General features: G+C 42.9%; 18 protein-coding genes. 14 read left to right on the top strand and 4 right to left on the bottom strand.

What is annotated here, in order from left to right:
- Nucleotides 1-52: 52 nt before the first annotated feature.
- Genes G460_RS0100735 through G460_RS0100670 form a run of 14 tightly spaced genes read left to right on the top strand, consistent with a single transcriptional unit; the run spans nt 53 to nt 11,212 of the window.
- Entirely contained in the window at nt 53-490 is a 438-nt protein-coding gene (locus G460_RS0100735; protein ID WP_026953583.1) for a hypothetical protein, read from the top strand.
- A 54-nt stretch (nt 491-544) separates the two neighbouring features.
- Complete coding sequence (locus G460_RS0100730; RefSeq protein WP_026953582.1) at nt 545-874, top strand: DUF4134 domain-containing protein; 330 nt, start codon at nt 545-547, stop codon at nt 872-874.
- Between the two features lie 38 nt (nt 875-912).
- A complete protein-coding gene (locus G460_RS0100725; protein WP_026953581.1) occupies nt 913-1,242 on the top strand; it encodes a DUF4133 domain-containing protein in 330 nt (109 codons plus the stop codon).
- Between the two features lie 38 nt (nt 1,243-1,280).
- Complete coding sequence (locus G460_RS0100720) at nt 1,281-3,740, top strand: TraG family conjugative transposon ATPase (protein WP_026953580.1); 2,460 nt, start codon at nt 1,281-1,283, stop codon at nt 3,738-3,740.
- Nucleotides 3,741-3,751: 11 nt separating this feature from the next.
- Nucleotides 3,752-4,465 (top strand): hypothetical protein, encoded by a 714-nt coding sequence (locus G460_RS0100715; RefSeq protein ID WP_026953579.1) that lies wholly within the window; start codon nt 3,752-3,754, stop codon nt 4,463-4,465.
- 2 nt (nt 4,466-4,467) lie between these two features.
- Complete coding sequence (locus tag G460_RS0100710; RefSeq protein ID WP_026953578.1) at nt 4,468-5,115, top strand: hypothetical protein; 648 nt, start codon at nt 4,468-4,470, stop codon at nt 5,113-5,115.
- A 7-nt stretch (nt 5,116-5,122) separates the two neighbouring features.
- Complete coding sequence (locus G460_RS0100705; RefSeq protein WP_026953577.1) at nt 5,123-5,761, top strand: hypothetical protein; 639 nt, start codon at nt 5,123-5,125, stop codon at nt 5,759-5,761.
- Nucleotides 5,762-5,801: 40 nt separating this feature from the next.
- Nucleotides 5,802-6,992 (top strand): conjugative transposon protein TraJ, encoded by a 1,191-nt coding sequence (traJ, locus tag G460_RS0100700; RefSeq protein WP_211226726.1) that lies wholly within the window; start codon nt 5,802-5,804, stop codon nt 6,990-6,992.
- Between the two features lie 11 nt (nt 6,993-7,003).
- Nucleotides 7,004-7,621, top strand: coding sequence for a conjugative transposon protein TraK (traK, locus tag G460_RS0100695; RefSeq protein ID WP_026953575.1), 618 nt, complete (start codon nt 7,004-7,006; stop codon nt 7,619-7,621).
- Nucleotides 7,622-7,623: 2 nt separating this feature from the next.
- Complete coding sequence (gene traM, locus G460_RS0100690) at nt 7,624-8,916, top strand: conjugative transposon protein TraM (protein WP_026953574.1); 1,293 nt, start codon at nt 7,624-7,626, stop codon at nt 8,914-8,916.
- 25 nt (nt 8,917-8,941) lie between these two features.
- On the top strand, nt 8,942-9,781 hold the full coding sequence (traN, locus tag G460_RS0100685) for a conjugative transposon protein TraN (protein ID WP_051315848.1): 840 nt from the start codon (nt 8,942-8,944) through the stop codon (nt 9,779-9,781).
- 57 nt (nt 9,782-9,838) lie between these two features.
- Nucleotides 9,839-10,615 (top strand): hypothetical protein, encoded by a 777-nt coding sequence (locus G460_RS0100680; RefSeq protein ID WP_026953572.1) that lies wholly within the window; start codon nt 9,839-9,841, stop codon nt 10,613-10,615.
- A 12-nt stretch (nt 10,616-10,627) separates the two neighbouring features.
- Complete coding sequence (locus G460_RS0100675) at nt 10,628-10,921, top strand: hypothetical protein (RefSeq protein ID WP_026953571.1); 294 nt, start codon at nt 10,628-10,630, stop codon at nt 10,919-10,921.
- 33 nt (nt 10,922-10,954) lie between these two features.
- Entirely contained in the window at nt 10,955-11,212 is a 258-nt protein-coding gene (locus tag G460_RS0100670) for a helix-turn-helix domain-containing protein (protein WP_035463690.1), read from the top strand.
- Nucleotides 11,213-11,734: 522 nt separating this feature from the next.
- Here the strand turns inward: G460_RS0100670 and G460_RS0100660 are convergent.
- Genes G460_RS0100660 through G460_RS0100645 form a run of 4 tightly spaced genes read right to left on the bottom strand, consistent with a single transcriptional unit; the run spans nt 11,735 to nt 19,064 of the window.
- Entirely contained in the window at nt 11,735-12,595 is an 861-nt protein-coding gene (locus tag G460_RS0100660) for an endonuclease/exonuclease/phosphatase family protein (RefSeq protein WP_026953568.1), read from the bottom strand.
- The gene (locus G460_RS0100655; protein ID WP_035463688.1) at nt 12,588-13,757 is read right to left on the bottom strand and encodes an Sb-PDE family phosphodiesterase; all 1,170 of its coding nucleotides are present in this window, start codon (nt 13,755-13,757) and stop codon (nt 12,588-12,590) included. The genes G460_RS0100660 and G460_RS0100655 overlap by 8 nt, the downstream gene beginning before the upstream one ends.
- Nucleotides 13,758-13,777: 20 nt before the next feature.
- Nucleotides 13,778-15,526 (bottom strand): RagB/SusD family nutrient uptake outer membrane protein, encoded by a 1,749-nt coding sequence (locus tag G460_RS0100650; protein WP_026953566.1) that lies wholly within the window; start codon nt 15,524-15,526, stop codon nt 13,778-13,780.
- A gap of 19 nt (nt 15,527-15,545) precedes the next feature.
- The gene (locus tag G460_RS0100645; RefSeq protein ID WP_035463707.1) at nt 15,546-19,064 is read right to left on the bottom strand and encodes a SusC/RagA family TonB-linked outer membrane protein; all 3,519 of its coding nucleotides are present in this window, start codon (nt 19,062-19,064) and stop codon (nt 15,546-15,548) included.
- Nucleotides 19,065-19,076: the final 12 nt, after the last annotated feature.

Genomic DNA, 19,076 nt, shown 5'->3' with positions numbered 1-19,076 from the left:
ATTTTGCTTCTGTCAAGGGAATACAAATCCCGATTACCAAAACAGAAAACCCATGTTGGAAGCACTTACCTGGAACCATTACTTCAGCGCCCTAGCATTCGGGCTCACAGCCTACTACCTAGGGATCGCTATCCTATACTACCCTCAAGAAATCCGTAGCCTGATTTCCGGCAAAACAATGCGGTTCAATCTCATTTCCCAGTCGGAAAAAGTACAGCCCCCACACCAGACTGAATCAGATGAACTTGATCCCTTTGAAGAACTGGAGATCACGGTTGCGGAACTCCAAGGCATACTCGGAAAGGCGGGAAACATGACAGGTAAACAAGACCTGCATCAACAGCTCAGCCATATCCTGTCCAACCACCCCGGGCTTCGGGAGCCCGCCTACCGGGTTGCCATTCTCAACTTCCTTACCGAAAACATCCCCAAGAATACACATTTCGACTTCAACGAATCGGAACTGCAATCTCTATGGGGACAGGAATGACTACAAACCAACATCCCTCCTACGCATTATTCTAAACCTCCAAACTCTTATCCCATGAAAAAGCCAACGCTAACATTTAGCCAAAACCAAAAAACATCTGTTCTAGCAGCCCTTCTCCTTTACTTTTCAAGTCTCTCGGCTCAAGCACAAGACGGACTCGCAGGTATTGCCGAAGCTGACAGGCAGGTCCGAAGCTACTTTGCCGCAGGTACCAGTTTGATGTATGCAATCGGGGCCATTCTGGGCCTGATCGGTGCAGTAAAAGTCTATCAAAAATGGAATGCCGGAGACCCGGACACCGGGAAGGTTGCAGCAGCATGGTTTGGCAGCTGTGTGTTTTTGGTAGTGGTCGCCACAGTTATCCAATCATTTTTTGGAGTCTAAAAACATCTGGGAGTCTTTCTTACAAAACCCATTTTCTTATGGCGATCAGCATCTACAAAATCAATAAGGGTATCAACAAGCCCATAGAATTCAAAGGATTAAAAGCCCAGTACATCTGGTACCTAGGAGCCGGTGTGCTGGCACTACTTATCCTTTTTATTCTAATGTATATCACGGGAATTCACCCCGTCGCTTGCCTGGCATTAGTCGGTAGCGTAGGAAGTACTCTTGTCATCCAGATCTATCGACTCAGTCATGCTTATGGAGAGCATGGTCTGAGTAAAAAAATGGCCTACCGACAAGTGCCTCATGCCATCCGAATCAAATCCAGAGCGGTCTTTCGAAAAGTAAAGACTCAAAAAAAGTAAAACACCGCAACGAACCATTCATATCAATAAAACCGAACATGGAAAGACAATTAGAAAAGCATTTCCCTATTCTGAGTATTGAGCAGGACTGTATTCTCTCAAAAATGGGAGATATCACAGTAGCCTATCAAATCCAGCTGCCAGAGATATTCACACTCAGTGATCGGGATTACGAGGCATTTCATCAGGTCTGGATCAAAGCCATCAAGACCCTCCCTGTTCACAGTGTTTTACACAAACAGGATTGGTTTATTGAAAAGAACTTTCAGGCTGATTTCAGCAAAGAGAAACCCAGTTTCCTAAACAGAAGCAGCGATCGGTTTTTCAATGAAAGGCCTTATCTGGATCATTTCTGCTACCTCTATCTCAGTCTTAAACCCAAAAACAGAAAGACCTCCAGTAGTTTATTTTCCTCCCTACTCCGTAGCCACCTTATTCCTGAGGAGCTGAATCTCTCCCATACCCTTCCACACTTTCTGGATGCCTGCGGACAGTTTGAAAGAATTCTGACTGACAGCGGATTTGTGAAAATCACCAGACTCACAGAGGAATCCATCTACAGCAATTCCCAAAAAAAAGGAATTCTGGAGCAATACTGCAGTCTTTCAGAAGACAGGATGCCGACCTGGGTTGGAGACATAGCTTTCAAACCAAGATTTCAGATCGGAGATAAGATCTGCAAAATCTTCAGTTTAAGCGAAGCTGAAAACCTTCCGGCATTTTGTGGCAGCAGAATCAATTACGACAAATACAGCACGGACACCAGTAAGTTCAGTATCGGGTTTGCCTCTTCTTTAGGCCAGCTCCTTCCCTGCAACCACATCTATAATCAATATTTCTTTCTCGGTGATGTCCAACAAAGCTTAAAAGACTTGGAATCGAAACGTCTCAGACTGCAATCACTGGCCAACTACAGTCGCGAAAACACCCTTGCTCGGGATGCCACGCATGATTTCCTTAATGAAGCAATAGGACAACAACGGCTTCCCATCAAAGCACATTTCAACCTGATGGTCTGGTCAGAAAACACTGAGCAGATCCAAGAAATCAAAAAGCAGGTTGGAGCAGCCTTTTCCCAAATGGAAGCCACTATAAAAGAAGAAACCGTAGGTGCCCCGCAATTATTCTGGGCCGGGATTCCCGGAAACAGTGCAGACTTTCCCATGAATGATACCTTTGACACATTTTTGGAACAGGCTACCTGCTTTCTCAATCTGGAGACTGGCTACCAAAGCTCTCCCAGCCCATTTGGAATCAGATTGGGAGATCGTCAAACCGGTAAACCCATCCATGTGGATCTATCAGATGAGCCTGTCAAACTTGGCATTTGTACTAACCGGAACAAGTTTATCTTAGGCCCAAGCGGATCAGGAAAATCCTTTTTCACCAATCATCTGATTCGAAGCTATTACGAACAGGGAACTCATGTGATCCTGGTCGACGTCGGCCATTCTTACAAGGGACTTTGTGATCTGGTCGAAGGATATTATTTCACCTATGATGAAAGAAATCCCATTCGATTCAATCCATTCTTCATAGCCGAAGGGGATCAATTGGACACAGAAAAGAAGGAAAGCATCAAAACCCTTCTTCTGGCCCTCTGGAAAAAGGACAATGAAACTTATCGCCGAAGCGAATACGTAGCCCTGTCCAATGCACTGAAAGGCTATTATGAAAAGCTGCAAAACAACCCAAACCTCTTCCCCTGCTTCAATACCTTTTATGAATTCCTCCAATCAGAATTCCAGCAAACCCTAAACTCAGATCAGGTCAAGGAAAAGGATTTTGACATCTCCAATTTCCTCTATGTGCTCCGGCCTTATTATCAAGGGGGAGAGTTTGACTACTTGCTCAACGCCACAGAAAACTTAAACCTTCTACAGGAGCGCTTCATCGTCTTTGAACTGGACAATATCAAGGATCACCCTATTCTCTTCCCGGTGGTGACCATCATCATCATGGAAGTATTTATCAACAAAATGCGCAAGCTGAAAGGCATTCGCAAATTGATCCTGATCGAAGAAGCCTGGAAAGCCATTGCCAAAGAAGGCATGGCCGAATACATCAAATACCTCTTCAAGACTGTGCGGAAATTCTATGGAGAAGCCATTGTGGTCACCCAGGAAGTAGAAGACATCATCAGCTCCCCGGTCGTCAAGCAGGCCATTATCAACAATAGCGATTGTAAGATCCTGCTCGATCAGTCCAAGTATCAGAACAAGTTTGATCAGATCCAGCAACTGCTTGGACTTACAGACAAAGAAAGAGCCCTGGTGCTCTCTGTCAATAAGGCCAATGATCCCAACCGAAAATACAAAGAGGTATTTATCAGCTTGGGAGGCACCCATTCCAAAGTCTATCGCACAGAGGTTTCCCTCCAGGAATACCTCGCTTATACCACTGAGGAAAGTGAAAAAGTCAAGGTCCTGGAATATGCCAAACGCTATGGCTCCATTCAAAATGGAATTACTGCTCTATATGCCGAAACCAGTAACTAACGATCCAGCTCATGAAAGAACATCAGAAAACACTTCAAAAGGGATTCCTTCTCACCCTGCTCTGCATGACTCTGACTCTAAGTCCCCAACCTTCAGAAGCAGCCATCCCGGTAGCCATTTTAGAGATCATCAAAGCAGGTGTCACCAAAGTCATCGTGGCTATGGATCTCAAGATCCAACGAGAGCAGAACAAGGTGCTATGGCTCCAAAACGCTCAAAAGGTGCTAGAAAACACCCTTTCCAAGCTCAAGTTGGAAGAAATAGCCAATTGGTCAGCAAAGCAAAAGGAACTCTATGAAACCTATTTCAATGAACTGCAAACCGTCAAATCGGCGATTTCAGGATATCAGCGCATCAAAGAAATTTCTCAGAAACAAGCCCGGATAGTTACAGAATACAAAAAGGTATGGGCCCTTATTCAGCAGGACGAACATTTCACTTCCCGAGAAAAGGAATACATGGCTCAAGTCTATTCCGGCATTTTAGCCACTACGGTAGATAATCTGGATCAGATGGCTCTTTTGGTCAAATCATTCACCCTACAGATGAGCGAGGGAGAAAGACTCGAACTCATCCATCAAACTGCCAATCGGGTGGATCAAAACTATCAGGACTTGCTCGCCTTCAACCAAAGCAATGGATTGCTTAGTCTGCAACGGGCTTCCGGAAGCCAAGAAATCCAACAAATCAAAAGCCTCTACGGCATCACACACCAATCATTCTGATCATGAAAAAGCTACTTCCCATCTGCTATCTGGCTTTTCTGTCACTCCCCTCCTATTCTCAGACATTTGAAGAATGGTGGAATCAAAAAGAAACCCAGAAAAAATACCTCGCAGAACAATTGGCAGCACTTGAAGCCTATGGAGCTGTACTCAAAGAAGGCTATGAAACAGTTTCCCAAGGCTTAGGTCTGATGCGCACCATTCAACATGAAGACTTCTCCCAGCATCAAAGTTTCTATGGTTCTTTTAGCAGAATCAATCCAGCCATAAGCTCCCATCCCGAGACTGAAAAATGCATTCAGATCTACGAGCTGACAAAGCAACTCACTACCCATATCCCCAACTCACTTCTCCAAATAGCATTGTTGTCCGAGGCTGAAAAAAGAGTGATACTTCATATCTGTCAGGCAATCCAAAAGGACAGTGATCAGATTCTACTAGACTTAGAAAGCTTCCTTCAGGAAGAAAAAATCCAACTGAATGATTCGGAAAGGTTAGAGAGAATTCATCAAACCCAAAACGTCTTGCAAGAAGTCCTTGGCTTTGGCCTTCGCTTTTACCAAGAATGTGAAAACCTCATGCTTTCCAGAAAGCAAGAACTACAATCCATCACTGCCAGCAAGTCACTCCATGCAATCCACCAAAACTAAGCCCGCTATGAAGACGGCCACATCTATACTCATCTCCTTCCTGATTGTATTGGGAACACAACAAAGCAAAGCCCAATCAGATGAAGCTGCTCAATTGCTAATCAACGTCACCAAACTGAGTCAACTCAAGGAAATCTTGAGTGATCTGGAAAAAGGGTATAGCACCTTAAGAACCGGATACTCCCAAATCGAAACCCTTGCATCAGGAAACTTCAGCTTGCATGAAACTTTCTTGAACAAGCTCTTACAGGTAAGTCCAGCTGTCAAAAACTACCACAAAGTCGCCGAGATCATCCGCTATCAAATCAAACTGGTCCAAGATTACCAAAGAGCCTTTTCCAGTTTCAAGGCCTCTGAGCAGTTCTCTCTAGACGAGGTTTCCTATCTCTCTCAAGTGTATGGAAACCTGCTGGAAAAAAGCCTGCAACAGCTCGATGAATTGACACTGGTACTGACTGCCGGCAAACTGAGAATGTCAGATGAGGAAAGACTGGAAGCCATTGATCGCATTCACCTGGACATGCAGGATAAGTTTCACTTTTTGACTGCATTCAATCAACAAGCCCAGTTTCTGGCCCAGAGTCGCTATAAGGCTATGCAGGAAATCAACGGAATCAGAAGCTATTACTCCCAGAAACTCTCTTAAGCAAATCCCCATGATCAAGCGATACAAACAAATAGCTCTAATGGGAATACTTTTCCTTTTCCCTCTGCTCTCAAGTGCTCAATCCGGCATCAATCAGGGATTGCATGGAGTATTGGATGAACTCTATACGGAGATGATGCCACTCTGTAACCAACTGATCAGTGTTGCACAGGGAATTGCTGCTTTTGCAGCCTTATGGTACATCGGAAGTAGGGTTTGGCGTTCCATTGCCCAAGCCGAACCAATAGATCTCTATCCCCTCTTCCGCCCCTTTGCAATCGGGTTTTGCATTTTGCTTTTCCCTTCGGTTTTGGGGCTGATCAATGGAGTCATGAATCCGACGGTCACTGCCACTGCTGCCATGGTGGAGCGTTCCAATTCCTCCATCGAAGCATTGCTTCTTCACAAGGAACAAGTAGCCAAAGGAACTACAAAAGGTCAAATGCTTGGAACAGAAATCCAAGAGCATGATTACGAAAAGTGGCTGAAGTACTCTGAAGGATTGGATGAAGACAGTCCGACTCCCGAGCGGGGATTTTGGGAATCCATCAGTGACAGATGGGCCTTTGCCGCATCCAAATCCATGTTCAACTTCAAACATTGGATCAAACAGGCACTTTCTGAATTACTTCAGGTTCTCTTTCAAGCCGCTTCTCTTTGCATCAATACACTGAGAACCTTCCAGCTTATTGTCCTTTCCATTTTGGGCCCCTTGGTGTTTGGCCTTTCCGTATTTGATGGATTTCATCACACATTGACCGTATGGATTGCCCGCTATATCAATATCTATCTCTGGCTCCCAGTTGCCAATATTTTCGGGGCTGTTATCGCTACCATCCAGGAAAAAATGCTGGTGCTGGATATCGGACAAATTGAAGACTATGGAGACACCTTTTTCTCCGCCACAGACACCGGCTACCTGATCTTCCTGGTAATTGGCATTATCGGTTACTTCTCAGTCCCATCGGTTGCCAATTACATCATACATGCTGCTTCAGGTGGAGCTCTTCCCCATAAAGTATCCAGTTTCTTTACCCGGACTGCTACTGGAACTGTGGGTATGGCCGGAAGAGCAGCAGGAGCATCCTATCGAGGAGCATCTATGGTTGCTGATTATTTGGGTGATCAGGCAAGTAAGATTTACCAATCCATGTCCGCCCATGGCACTTCCTCTGGATATTTTAATGAGGGGGATACTTATCAGAAAGACAAACTAAAAGGCAATTCCTAAACCCTACCACCATGTTCGAAAAACCAAAAAATATCGACACCGCCTTTAGACAAATCCGTCTTTTCACGCTGATCATCATTATGGGTTCATTCCTCTTTGCAGGATACACCCTTTTCCAAAGCCAACGACTTACGACATCCTTGCAGCAAAAGGTCTATGTGCTGGCAAACGGTAAAGTCTTGGAAGCTTTGCTGACTGACCGAAGAGAAAATCTTCAGGTAGAAGCCAAGAATCACATTTCTGTTTTTCACCAGCATTTCTTCACGCTGGATCCCGATGAAAAAGTCATTCAAGCCAATACAACAAAGGCGCTTTATCTGGCAGACCTCTCTGCCAAAAGACAATACGACAATTTCAAAGAGAGCAATTATTACTCAAACATTATTTCCGGAAACATCAGTCAGGAGATCCAAACAGACAGCGTACAAGTGGATCTGAGCAAAGAGCCATATTACTTCAGGTACTATGGCCGACAGATTCTGACCCGTACAGGCTCCATTGTCACCCGTCTATTGATTACTGAAGGAAACTTGCGGTCAGTATCCCGCAGTGAACACAATCCCCATGGCTTTTTGATAGAAAACTGGAAGACCCTGGAAAATCAAGACATCCACATTCAAACCAGATAAACATGCAAACGAATCAAAACTCCAAGTTTCAGCAAAAAAGGAAGTTTCTTATTATGCTCCCCCTATTGACCTTGCCTTTCCTGACCCTGACATTTTGGGCATTGGGAGGCGGTACGCAGTCAGGCAGTCCCATCCTGGAAAAACCTAAGCAAGGATTCAATTTAGAACTTCCGGGAATCAGTGATACCGATGAAAAATCGCTGGATAAACTGGGGCATTACCAACGATCCAGTGCAGATTCCACTCGCTTTCTTCAGGAGGTTAAGAATGACCCCTATTATAAAATGGCTTACCAACAAGGAAGGGATCTTGACTCACAGGCGAAAGCAGAGACTGCAGACCTGTATTATATATCTCCTGGTCAAAACACTATCCCGCTTTACAGTCATCCTCAAGAAGAGCAAATCCTTCTAAGACTGGAAGCACTCAATCAAACACTCACAGAAAAACCAAATCCCACCCCCGCTCTGACAAGCACGCTTTCCTCAATTCCTTCTCTATCCTCTCCATTTCAATCTACTCCCAACTTAAGTACTGACTTGGACAGGTTGGATCAGATGATGCAGCAAATGCAAAACACCCAAACTGGCCCAGATCCGGAATTTGAGCAGATGGCTGAGCTTTTGGATAAAATATTGGACATCCAACATCCAGAGCGGGTGCAGGAGCGATTGCACAGCCAAAAGGAAAAGCAAGAATCTTCTATTACCCCTCAAGTCACAGGTACATCAGAATCTGTTGCTACAAGTTTAGATGCAAACCTCAGCCATGAGTCGCAGCCTACTCAGGTTGGCAATGGATTTTATGGCTTGGAGGATTCACCAACCATGCCTATCTCTTCCCCCTCTATTCGGGCAGTCATTCACGAAGATCAAAGCCTGGTATCCGGTGCCACGGTCAAACTAAGGCTACTTGAGAATATACAGGTTCAGGGGATCACTATCCCCAAAGACCAATTGATATATGGGATCGCTTCTCTAAATGGTGAGCGACTCAAAATAGCCATTCAGCATATCCGATTGCAAGACCAAATCCTTTCCGTTGACCTTCGGACCCATGATGCGGATGGGCTGGAAGGCATCCGGATTCCCGGAACCATCAGCCAGGAAGTCAGCAGTCACCAAGGCAGCCGAACCATCCAGAGCTTGGGGCTCAGCACATTTGACAATTCTTTAGAATCCCAAGCCGCCACTGCCGGAATTGAAACAGCAAAGAGCTTTTTGGGCAAAAAAATCAAACAAGTCAAAGTTAATCTAAAAGCCGGCTATCAAGTATGGCTGATTGAGAACAACTAACACTCACATCTACTCCTCCAATCTCATGAAACATCTTTCTCGATATCTCGCCATTCTCCTATTCACCAGTTCCCCATTCTTGCTCAAAGGACAAGGAGGCAATCAAATCAAGATTCAAACCATTCCATCCTCATCCCTTCAGCTGAGTGACCAGATGACAACCAACCTGATATTTCCCCATGCCATCAAAAGTGTGGACAGAGGTAACCGGGACATCTTGGTGCAAAAAGCAAAGGAGGTCGAAAATATCCTACAGCTAAAGGCTGAAAACAGGGACTTATCCAGTAGCAACCTGACGGTTATTACTGCAGACGGAAGTTTCTATTCCTTCAAGGTAGAATATGAACAAAAGCCGCAGAATCTCAATCTTAAAATCCAACCTACCCTTCCCAATCGTCAAGCAGAATTTGAAAAGCCTATTCAACCTGAATCAGAGTTGATCAAAACTGCACAAAGAGTATCCAATAAGAACCAAACCATGTCAGCAATCCGCCAAAGAAAGTTCTCAACTGGTCTGGAGTTGACGGGAATATACATTGACAATGATCTACTTTATTTCCAGATAAAGCTCGAGAATCACACCAATATTCCATACGACATTGAGCAGTTTCGACTCTTTATCCGGGACAATAAACAGAGTAAGCGAAGTGCTTCTCAAGAACTCGAACAGCTTCCTGTGTTGACATATGGGAACATCCATAGAATCCCTTCCCAATCCACACAAATACTGGTGTTTGCCTTACCCAAATTTACCATCCCTGACCAGAAACATCTGGGAATAGAATTGAAAGAGGAAAACGGCGGCAGGCATTTACAGATCAAAGTCAAAAACAGGCATTTGATGAAAGCACAGGTATTAGACTAAAGCAACAGCAGTCACACATGAATCAAGGAATTTCTTTAACCCAAACTATATAAAACCATGAATGAACAAAACTTCGATTACCTCAAAAACCAAGTCAAGTACAGTGGGTTCGGTGAAACACTGGAAGGGCAACTCAAAGAACAGATCCAAAAAGGGGAACCGGATTTCTCCTTAAAACATCAGGCTGATTTTGGAGGCGATACTGTGAATGCCAACCTCCACTTTCGAAAGTCTGGAATGACAGACATGTATTTCTTCAACAAATACGATCTGAGTCTGACCAAGTCCGGTCAGGAGGACCCCTCGATCAGCCAGACTTTTTATGTCAACAAGGACAATAACATCACCCTAAAAGAGGGATACAATCTCCTGGATGGACGTGCTGTGAATAAAAACCTTGTAAACAAGGAGCAGGAAAAATACAATGCCTGGGTTCAACTGGACTTTAAGGATACAGACAATCAGGGAAATTTCAAGCTAAAGCAATTCCATGAAAACTATGGATTTAACCTCAGCAAAGCCTTGGAAAAACACCCGATCAAAGAGTTGCAAAATCCGGAAGATCAAAGTCGCTTGATGGATTCGCTTAAAAAGGGAAATCGTCAATCTGTTACGTTTCAACTGGAAGGCGGTGATCAAAAACGCTTTATCGAAGCCAGTCCTCAGTTTAAAAACCTCAACATCTATGATTCCAATCAAATGAGAACTACTGAGAGCCAAAAAGAAAGCCAGAGCGAATCAAAAAGTAAAATGCAGAAGCAGGATATTCAGGAAGAGTCTGATGAGAGTCCCTCGAAAAAACGTCGCAAGCGTAAAGCTGCCGGCATAGCGTAAGTTCAAACGATCATGGCCAAAATCAAAAAAGCACTGGGGAACTTCATGAATGGGATAGATAAAGATCCGAGGATCTGTCTTTCCCACATCGGTTTGTTCTCCGTGCTTTTACATCTCAGGGAAAAGCATGAAGGAAAAGAGCCCTTCCCCATCAAACGGGAACAACTGATGAAATCCGCCAAAATCTCAAGCACAGCGACTTACTTCAAGATTCTCAGACAACTGCATGAATATGGATACATCCACTATTATCCCACTTTCAACAGAATGAGTCAGAGTAAAGTACAAATTCCCTTGAACCAGTAATTACTATCCCACTCTAATCTAAACCTGAAATTCATGGAGCCTATCACCAAACTAGACTTGGAACACCTAAGACATCAGCTATTTGCTGATTTGAAGGAACTGCTGGAAAAACCCGCTCAGCCCGAACCAAAACCTAAAGAATGGCTTAGAAGCAGAGATGTCAAAAAAATGCTCAGCATATCAGATGCCTCTCTCCAAAATCTTCGGATCAGAGGCGTGGTCAACCCTGTCAAGATTTCAGGCTTGTATTATTATAAAACAGAAGAACTCAATTCTCTTTTCAAGCAATAAGCAAACAATCATGAAGCTAAAAAAATTGGAAAACTATGTCTCACGATTAATTCAGGAGAAAGGGTTGCAACCCAGTAGGGTATCCGTGTTTATGGCAATCCTGCACTTATGGAGAGAACAAAAGCATCAAAATCCATTCAACATCACCCGAAAAAAAGTAATGAAACACTCCGGTATTAAAAGCATTGTTACCTACCACAAGTGTATCTCCGAATTAAGTGACAGGGGCATGTTAGAATACCAGCCTTCGTATCATCCCAAGAAAGGCAGTAGAGTAAGACTGAAGTGAATAAAGATATCTTCCTGTAAAGTATGTAAGTGTTAGGAAAAGTTATTCTGGAATTTTCTGGCCACTTCCAAGGCCTGAGAAAATTACGGAAATAACTTTTTCACCAGAACAGCTGTCTTCTATGAGATAAGCACAGGGAAAGACAAACATAAAACTTCGTCTTTCCCATTGCCAAACTATTCCATTTCTATCTTCATTCTAAGCCTTTAAAGCCAAAACACGTTGAAGTGTATTTAATTAACTAATCTAATTTTAGCAAACACAGGTAAATGATCGGATGCATAGTGTTCTTGAATCACTTCATGAAAGATAGTTTGTATTCCGAATCCTTCAGAATACATAATAAAGTCAATTGTTTTTCTTGGGTTTACAACCGGAATTGTATTTGGACAACCCTGCTCACATGTTCTGTTAAAAGTTTTATCCAAATGCCCCATTGTTTGACTTGATTCTTCGACATTAAAGTCTCCAACTAAAATAACCGGCAACTTCTCTCTCTCAAAATAACCGGTTATCCTCTTTGCCTGTGCTAATGCATTCGAATCACTCGTGAAGTCCAAATGAGTATTTGCAAACCTAAGTTTATGGCCACTTTCGAAGCTTACAGTCAATACTGAGAGAGTTCTTTGTTCAGTACCTGATTCTTGGGGAAGTAGAATTGTTTCCATTTCGGAAATTGGATATCTTGAAAGAATCGCTGTTCCGTAGGCTCCTCCTTTATAATCAATTCCTTTCGAGAAATAGAAATTCATACCAGTCAACTCTGCCAATTTAGCTGCTTGGTCCAGGTTCACTCCAGACCGCTCATTATTTACATCGATCTCCTGTAAACCTATGAGATCTGCTTTTGAATCAATTATTACTCTGGCAATTCCGGCTACATCTATGAGAGCCGGGTTACTAGGAGGACTACAATGATGTACGTTGTATGAGAGAATTTTTATTTCCAGTCCTTCTTGTAAATCCAAATTTTCGGAAACATCCTGTTCCCTTTCCGAATCTTGTCCTATTGCACAGGAACAAAAGAGAAAAAACAATAACAAAACCGAACAGAAGGTGCTAATTTTCAGATGTGTACTTAAAAATCTATTCATGTGACCCCTTAGTTGAAATTAAAAATTCTGTTTGAAGACTTTCTTCAGGTGCCACTAGTATGTTCTCAACTATAGCATCTAATTTAGTTTCCTGAGGATAACTCCATACTGCTCTTAAAATGACCTGAGTAGTATCATGAGGAGCAATTTTTACTTTCCCCAAAGGATACCCTTCAATGTCATATTCACTTTTCATCCTTGTTTCAAAGGGAATATCAGAGTTATTCACAAATTTCACAACCAGTAAGGGTTCCGACTTTCTAAGTTTCCGCTCTACAGAAACAGAAACAGCTGATTTGAACAAAGCCTCTGCCTCGGCTTGCCTAGCTACAATATAGTCACCAAAATACAATGCGGTACGTTTGGCAAATAGTGCTTCCTCCACTCCTTCTGCTGTTTTTTCCTTCGCAAAAACCAGCGTCATGGGACGATGCGTATCCTTATACCTAGGATGATTGTCATAATGTTCATCCGTATTGCAAAGCATGGTCAACCCATGCTCCATCGCTATCCTATGTGCGATCACATTATAGTTGCCGGAATTGACCACCTCAACACCTTTGAGAATATCCAGGTCTAGCAATTCCTGATGAAAGGAAGTAAACAAAACCGTGTCTTTTTTGTCCCACCAACCCCAACTCGGATGATTGTATGATACGAACGCATTTTGCTTCTTCACCGCTAAAAACGGCCCCATCAACTGATCATGGGTAATGCTGTCTTTCATCACAAATTGAGCCTTGCCACTTTTCATGTATTCTGTCGGCAACACATTTGCATCCTCCAAAAACAGGGCATTATGATGGTAAGGAGCAACCCTAGGTGAAATCTCCACACCTCTGATGATAATCAAGCCCTTGTTTGCAGCTGCTTTGGTGGCGATTTCATAGGACTTGTTATAATCTTTCTCAATGATATCCGGAAATCCTTCGTAGTCAATATGCTCAGTAAGGGAAATAACGTCTAGATCATCCCGAATAGCTTCATTTACCCTGAATGTAGGCCATACATGTCCGTCCGAAAAGACGGTATGCATGTGAAAATCACCTTTGAGGGTATAATATCCCGGAATATCAGGAACAGAAACCTTACTGTTTTGGGCAAGGGAAATACTGCTGATGGCAAAAACCATCAGCAGTATTAATGCAAGTTTATTTCTCATAACTAATCCTGATAAGCCAATCAATCCCAACCTGGGTTTTGTTCCAGATTCGGATTCAACACGATGTCCGTATTGGAAATAGGATGTAGGTATTTTTTATCCGGAAACTCCCGGTTCTCATCGTCTCTCCAAATCAGATGCCCTTTAGTACCTTCGGAGAGCTGAGAAGCGTTTCCGTCTATTACAAAATAGATCACTCCAGGTTCTTTGGTGGCTGGTACAGTTTGTACAAATGACACATCCGGAGTTCCGTTTCCGTCCAGATCCATCGGAGTATCCAAGGCAGGCACATAGATTCCTTTCCATGACATTTCAACCAATTCACCCTTCCTCCACCGCATTAAATCATCATATCTTAGTCCTTCGTAACATAACTCTATTCCACGTTCTCTTCTAATCTCCAACAAATATCTGTCAGAGAGTTCAGGGAAATAAACTTCTTGTAAATAAGTATCTGCCTCCATTGGGATAGAAGAATCAACCCCAGCTCTTTCACGCAATGGAGCAATTGTCTCCATCCATACTGATTCATCAAACTCTCCTAATTCCGCTTTAGCTTCTGCATAGTTCAACAAAACTTCTGCATACCTGATCAGGGAGATGGAATTGTAAGCTTCGCTGATCCCATCATATCGCTTATCATCTAAGCTGAATTTCAAAATATGATAGCCTGTATAGGTATATCCAAAATTCGGAGGTGCAGCACTCCCATCGCTCCTAGTGTAACCCAAGGAACGAACTGTCTGGGCTAATCTAGGATCTCTGTCGGCCATCTCTTCCACAAATACTTTCTCATCAAATCCTGGCTGATCGGTAAATCTAGACCCGTCCGTCATCAAGTAAGTATTGATAAACTGCTTATTCAATCCCCATCTCGCCCCATAGGTTGCAGAGTTGAATTTCCAGGTGATGTTATGCCATCTTCTCAATGCATTGTTGTAGACTACGGCAAGCATCACTTCCTGACTAATCGGATTTTCTGAGATAAATAAGGTACGGTAATCAGACTCCGGAGCACCCGTGTTGTATAAGCTATATTGATTGGCATCCATTACGATTCTTGCCGCACTTGCCGCTTCTCTCAATAACTCTGAAGAGCCAGAAAGTCCCAATTCAGTATGATACTTTCTATAAGTACCCTCAAAAAGTGCTACCCGAGACTTGAATGCCAGTGCCACCTGTCTGGTGATCATAGATGCACTGTTATCCTTCCGGTCACGGATATTCTCTACCGCAAAATTCAGATCGGCCATCACATTGTCCATTACCATTTCTCTTGGATCCCTGGCTTTATACAAGTCCTCATCGTCTGTTGCAAGCGTCTTATCATACCAAGGAACATCTCCGTAACGCTTTACTTTTTCAAAATAAAACCAAGCCCGGAAAAAACGGGCTATTCCCGCATAGTGGTTTCGGGCTTCTTCCGGAATTACTTCATTGTCATAATTTTCAAGGAAGTAATTGATATTTCGCAAATCAGTCCAGCTCCAAGCCCCTTCATTCACAGAAGAGTAATTTCCAGCGATAAAAGTTGGGCTCTGATTTTTGGAGGTAAATTCTCCCAATTCATCACTTTGAACCACTTCCAGTCCTCCTGGGATCATTCGTTGGTAGAAGGAATTGGTATAGAGTTCCAAATCCTTTTCAGTTTGAAAAAAGGTATTTGGAACCAACTTGTCCATAGGTTCTGTCTCTAGAAAATCATCACAGGACGTAAAGGTGATGGCTACGAGAATTTGGATTAATATGATTAGAATAGAATTTTTCATGATCATTGATTTCAATGGTTTAGAAAGAAAGGTTGAGCCCTACAGTGTAAGTTTTCAACATTGGGTATGCATCACCTTGACCATGGCTGTTGGTCATTCCACCCGTCGGATTTTCGATGATTTCAGGATCAAAATTGTCCGTGTATTTATACAGACCAGAGAAAGTCAGGATATTTTGTCCACTCACATAGACCATCGCATTTTTAATACCTGCTTTTTCTACCCATGGGGTTGGAAAAGAGTAATCCAAGGTGATGTTTTTCAACCTTAGATAACTCGCATCTTGCAGATACCCTGTTTGAGGTGTCCCCAAAGATCTATTGGTTCCCAAAGCTGTATATCCTCGTAATCTTGGCCAATAAGCATCTGGGTTTTCTTCCGTCCAGTAATCATCCATCATGATTTTTGGCTGGAAGCCATATGGTCTGTTATATGGGCCATAGAAGAGATCCGCTTCAGGAGCAAAATACCAGTCTCTTTTTGCAATCCCCTGGAAAAATGCACTGAGTCCGAAGCCTTTCCAGTTGGCTGAAAAATTGAAACCAAACTGATATCGAGGAGCATTATTCCCGATGACCCTGCGATCTCCAGGATTTTCTACCGTGTTTTCTCCCTGATTGATTACGCCATCTCCATTTAGGTCAGCGTATTTCAAATCACCGGGTAACCATTGCCTGTTGTTGGAATTCAGCAAAAAAGACTGGTCGGCGTGATTGGCAACATCTTCTTCTGAGGTGAAAAAGCCCATGGTCTCGTAGCCCCAGATTTCACCGATCTTACTTCCAACATAATAGGTACTGCTAATGATTTTCTCAGGGTTGTTGAACTTGGTGATTTCAGATTGATTATCCCAAAGTGAACCCGTGAAACTTACATTTAGCGGGCTTCCACCGGCACTGAACTGATCTCTCCAAGTGGCTGAAAACTCCCAGCCTTTGGTAGTCAGGTCAGCATAGTTACCGTAGGGTTCTGTCGCTCCAAATACATTAGGCAAAGGAGGTCCATAGGTAAACATATCCGTGGTGACGCGGCTGTACCAGTCATAGGTCAGGTTCAACTTGCCCTGAAAGAAAGCTGCATCCAAGCCAAGATCCAAAGTCGTGGCTTTTTCCCAAGTCAACCCTGTTGGAATAACTCCCGGCAGAGAAGTATAGCCTTTTTGTACTCCTTCCAATATCACACTGGTTTTGCCCACAGACATAGTTTCCATATAGCGATATGGAGCCACATTCCCATTACCTAGGGAACCGTAAGAACCTCTGATTTTCAGGTTATCCAACCAGGAGCGGGTATTTTCCATAAATCCTTCTTCGGAAATATTCCAGCCTGCAGACATCGATGGAAAGAACCCAAATCGCTGATCATTCGGGAACTTGGAAGAACCGTCGTATCGACCATTGAACTCCAATAAATATTTATCCTTGAACGCATAGTTCAGTCTATAGAATACACCGACATACTTCCATTCATTTCCACCGCCTGAAATGTTGTAATTCAACCCATCTAGCAAATTGAAGTCTGGTTTTGAAGGAACCAGTAAACCGTCCCGTTGAGAATCAGTATTCAAGAAACGGTTGCTTTCCACGTTATAACCGAGCAAAAGAGTAAAATTGTGAGCATTGCTGTAGGTCTTTTTAAACTCCGTTGTGATATTGGACCCCCAATAAGTCGTTTCATCTGAAAGTTCTCTTAGAAGACTTTGACCATATCTTGCTGAATGTCCAGGCGCATTACTATAGTTGATAAAATTATTGAAGCGCTTATCGGTATTAAAAGTCTTAGCGAAAGTAAAATTTGCCTTCAAAGTCATCAAGTCTCCGAACGGTTTTGCTGTGATGCTTGGGGTATTTCTCACATAGAATTTCGATTGATTTGATTTACTGCTTCCTTCCACAAATGAAGCTCCCGTCTGAACTCCCTGCTGGGTAAATGTCCCATCAGGATTAGTCATCACTGCCATTGGAAAGCCCCCTACTGCCATGTACCTCCAGATTCCTGCGTCGCCATTTGCAAGCAAAGGATATTCATACTTGTAAGTACTTAGATCAAAATTATTTTCCAGCGTAAGCCAAGGTTTTAAATCCACCTCTCCTTTAGCTCGAATATTGTACTTGTCAAATTTGTCAGGAGAATATCTGAAAATCCCATCCTGATGGTAGTAAAGACCAGAAATAAAATATCTCGCCTTGTCATTTCCTCCCGAAGCTGATAGGGACGCTTCCAATGCAGGCATTTTATCTCTATGAATCAACTGGAACCAATCCGTATTCCCATAGTATTCATACCTGTTTAGCTCCTCATTAAATTCAGTTTTGGGTAGTGATGGATCCTCATCACGAGCTTTTAAACGATCCAAATACTCTAATGAGAATGGAAAATTCGCATTGACAGAAATAGGATGTGTTTTGTAATCGTACCAAGCAAAAAATGCTTCATCAAAGTTTTTTGCCCACTCATATCCATTGGTGACCAGATTTGGCACAACAGTACGTTGGTTCACAGATCTACTGATCTTCAAATCTAAATTTGTCTTGCCTGCAGTTGGGTTTTTAGTAGTAATAAGCACCACACCAAATGCCGCTCTGGAACCATATACAGCCGCTGAAGAAGCGTCTTTTAGGACAGTTACACTTTCCACATCATTAGGATTGACCAAATTAGCATCCCCTTCAACACCATCAATAAGAACTAATGCATCTCCACCAGCACCGATGGATGTCGTCCCCCTGATATTAAAAGCAGCTGATCGAGTCGGACTACCATCTACCATTTTGATGTTCAAGTTGGGAAGAGTACCCTGAAGCATTCTAGTCAAATTTGGAGAAGGTCTATTTTCTATGGCTTCAGAACCAATTTGAGATACCGCTCCAGTGAGATTGATTTTCTTCTGGGTTCCATATCCTACTACCACTACTTCAGCAAGTTCCTGCGGCAAGAGAGAAAAAATAACATCTCCGTTACCAATGATCTTAACCATGGGATTATATCCCAGTGCTGATGCTTTTATTTCCTTCCCAACAAGGGCTTCATCAATCTCTAAGGACCAGTTCCCATCCATATCCACCAGGGTGCCTTGACTGGTTTCAGCTATAAAAACACTTGCTCCTAAAATTGGCTCTCCTGTCTCAGCATCGACCACTTTACCTTCGATTTTAATTTTCACCTCAATTCTTTCTTGAGATTTCATCACACCGGGCTTAACAGCGATAGATTCATTTATTTGTTTAAACCCAAGGTTTGCCTGTGCTGCTACTTCATAAAGCAAGGTCTCCAGATCAGAATTTCCTGATAAGACAATTCGCTTATTCTCTACAGCATCCGGATTAAAGTGAAACCTGAATTCTGATTGTTTTTCAACAAGTCGAAAAAACTCCAGAACCGAAGTTTTCTTCTCCTCAACTGAGATTTGAGTCAAATTTAAATGTTGCCCGTAAGAGCTATTTGCAACAGCAAGGCCGCTGAAACAATAACTCAATAAGAAGACTACCATGAGGCACTTGGATGTATCCCACATGAGTTGTAGTAATTTTTTTTTCATAATTTTGATAAA

Origin of the sequence: Algoriphagus vanfongensis DSM 17529, from assembly GCF_000429465.1 — a bacterium.
Lineage (GTDB): Bacteria > Bacteroidota > Bacteroidia > Cytophagales > Cyclobacteriaceae > Algoriphagus > Algoriphagus vanfongensis.
The sequence above is the reverse complement of the archived record's forward strand: the minus strand, read 5'-3'. Positions and strand labels throughout refer to the sequence as shown.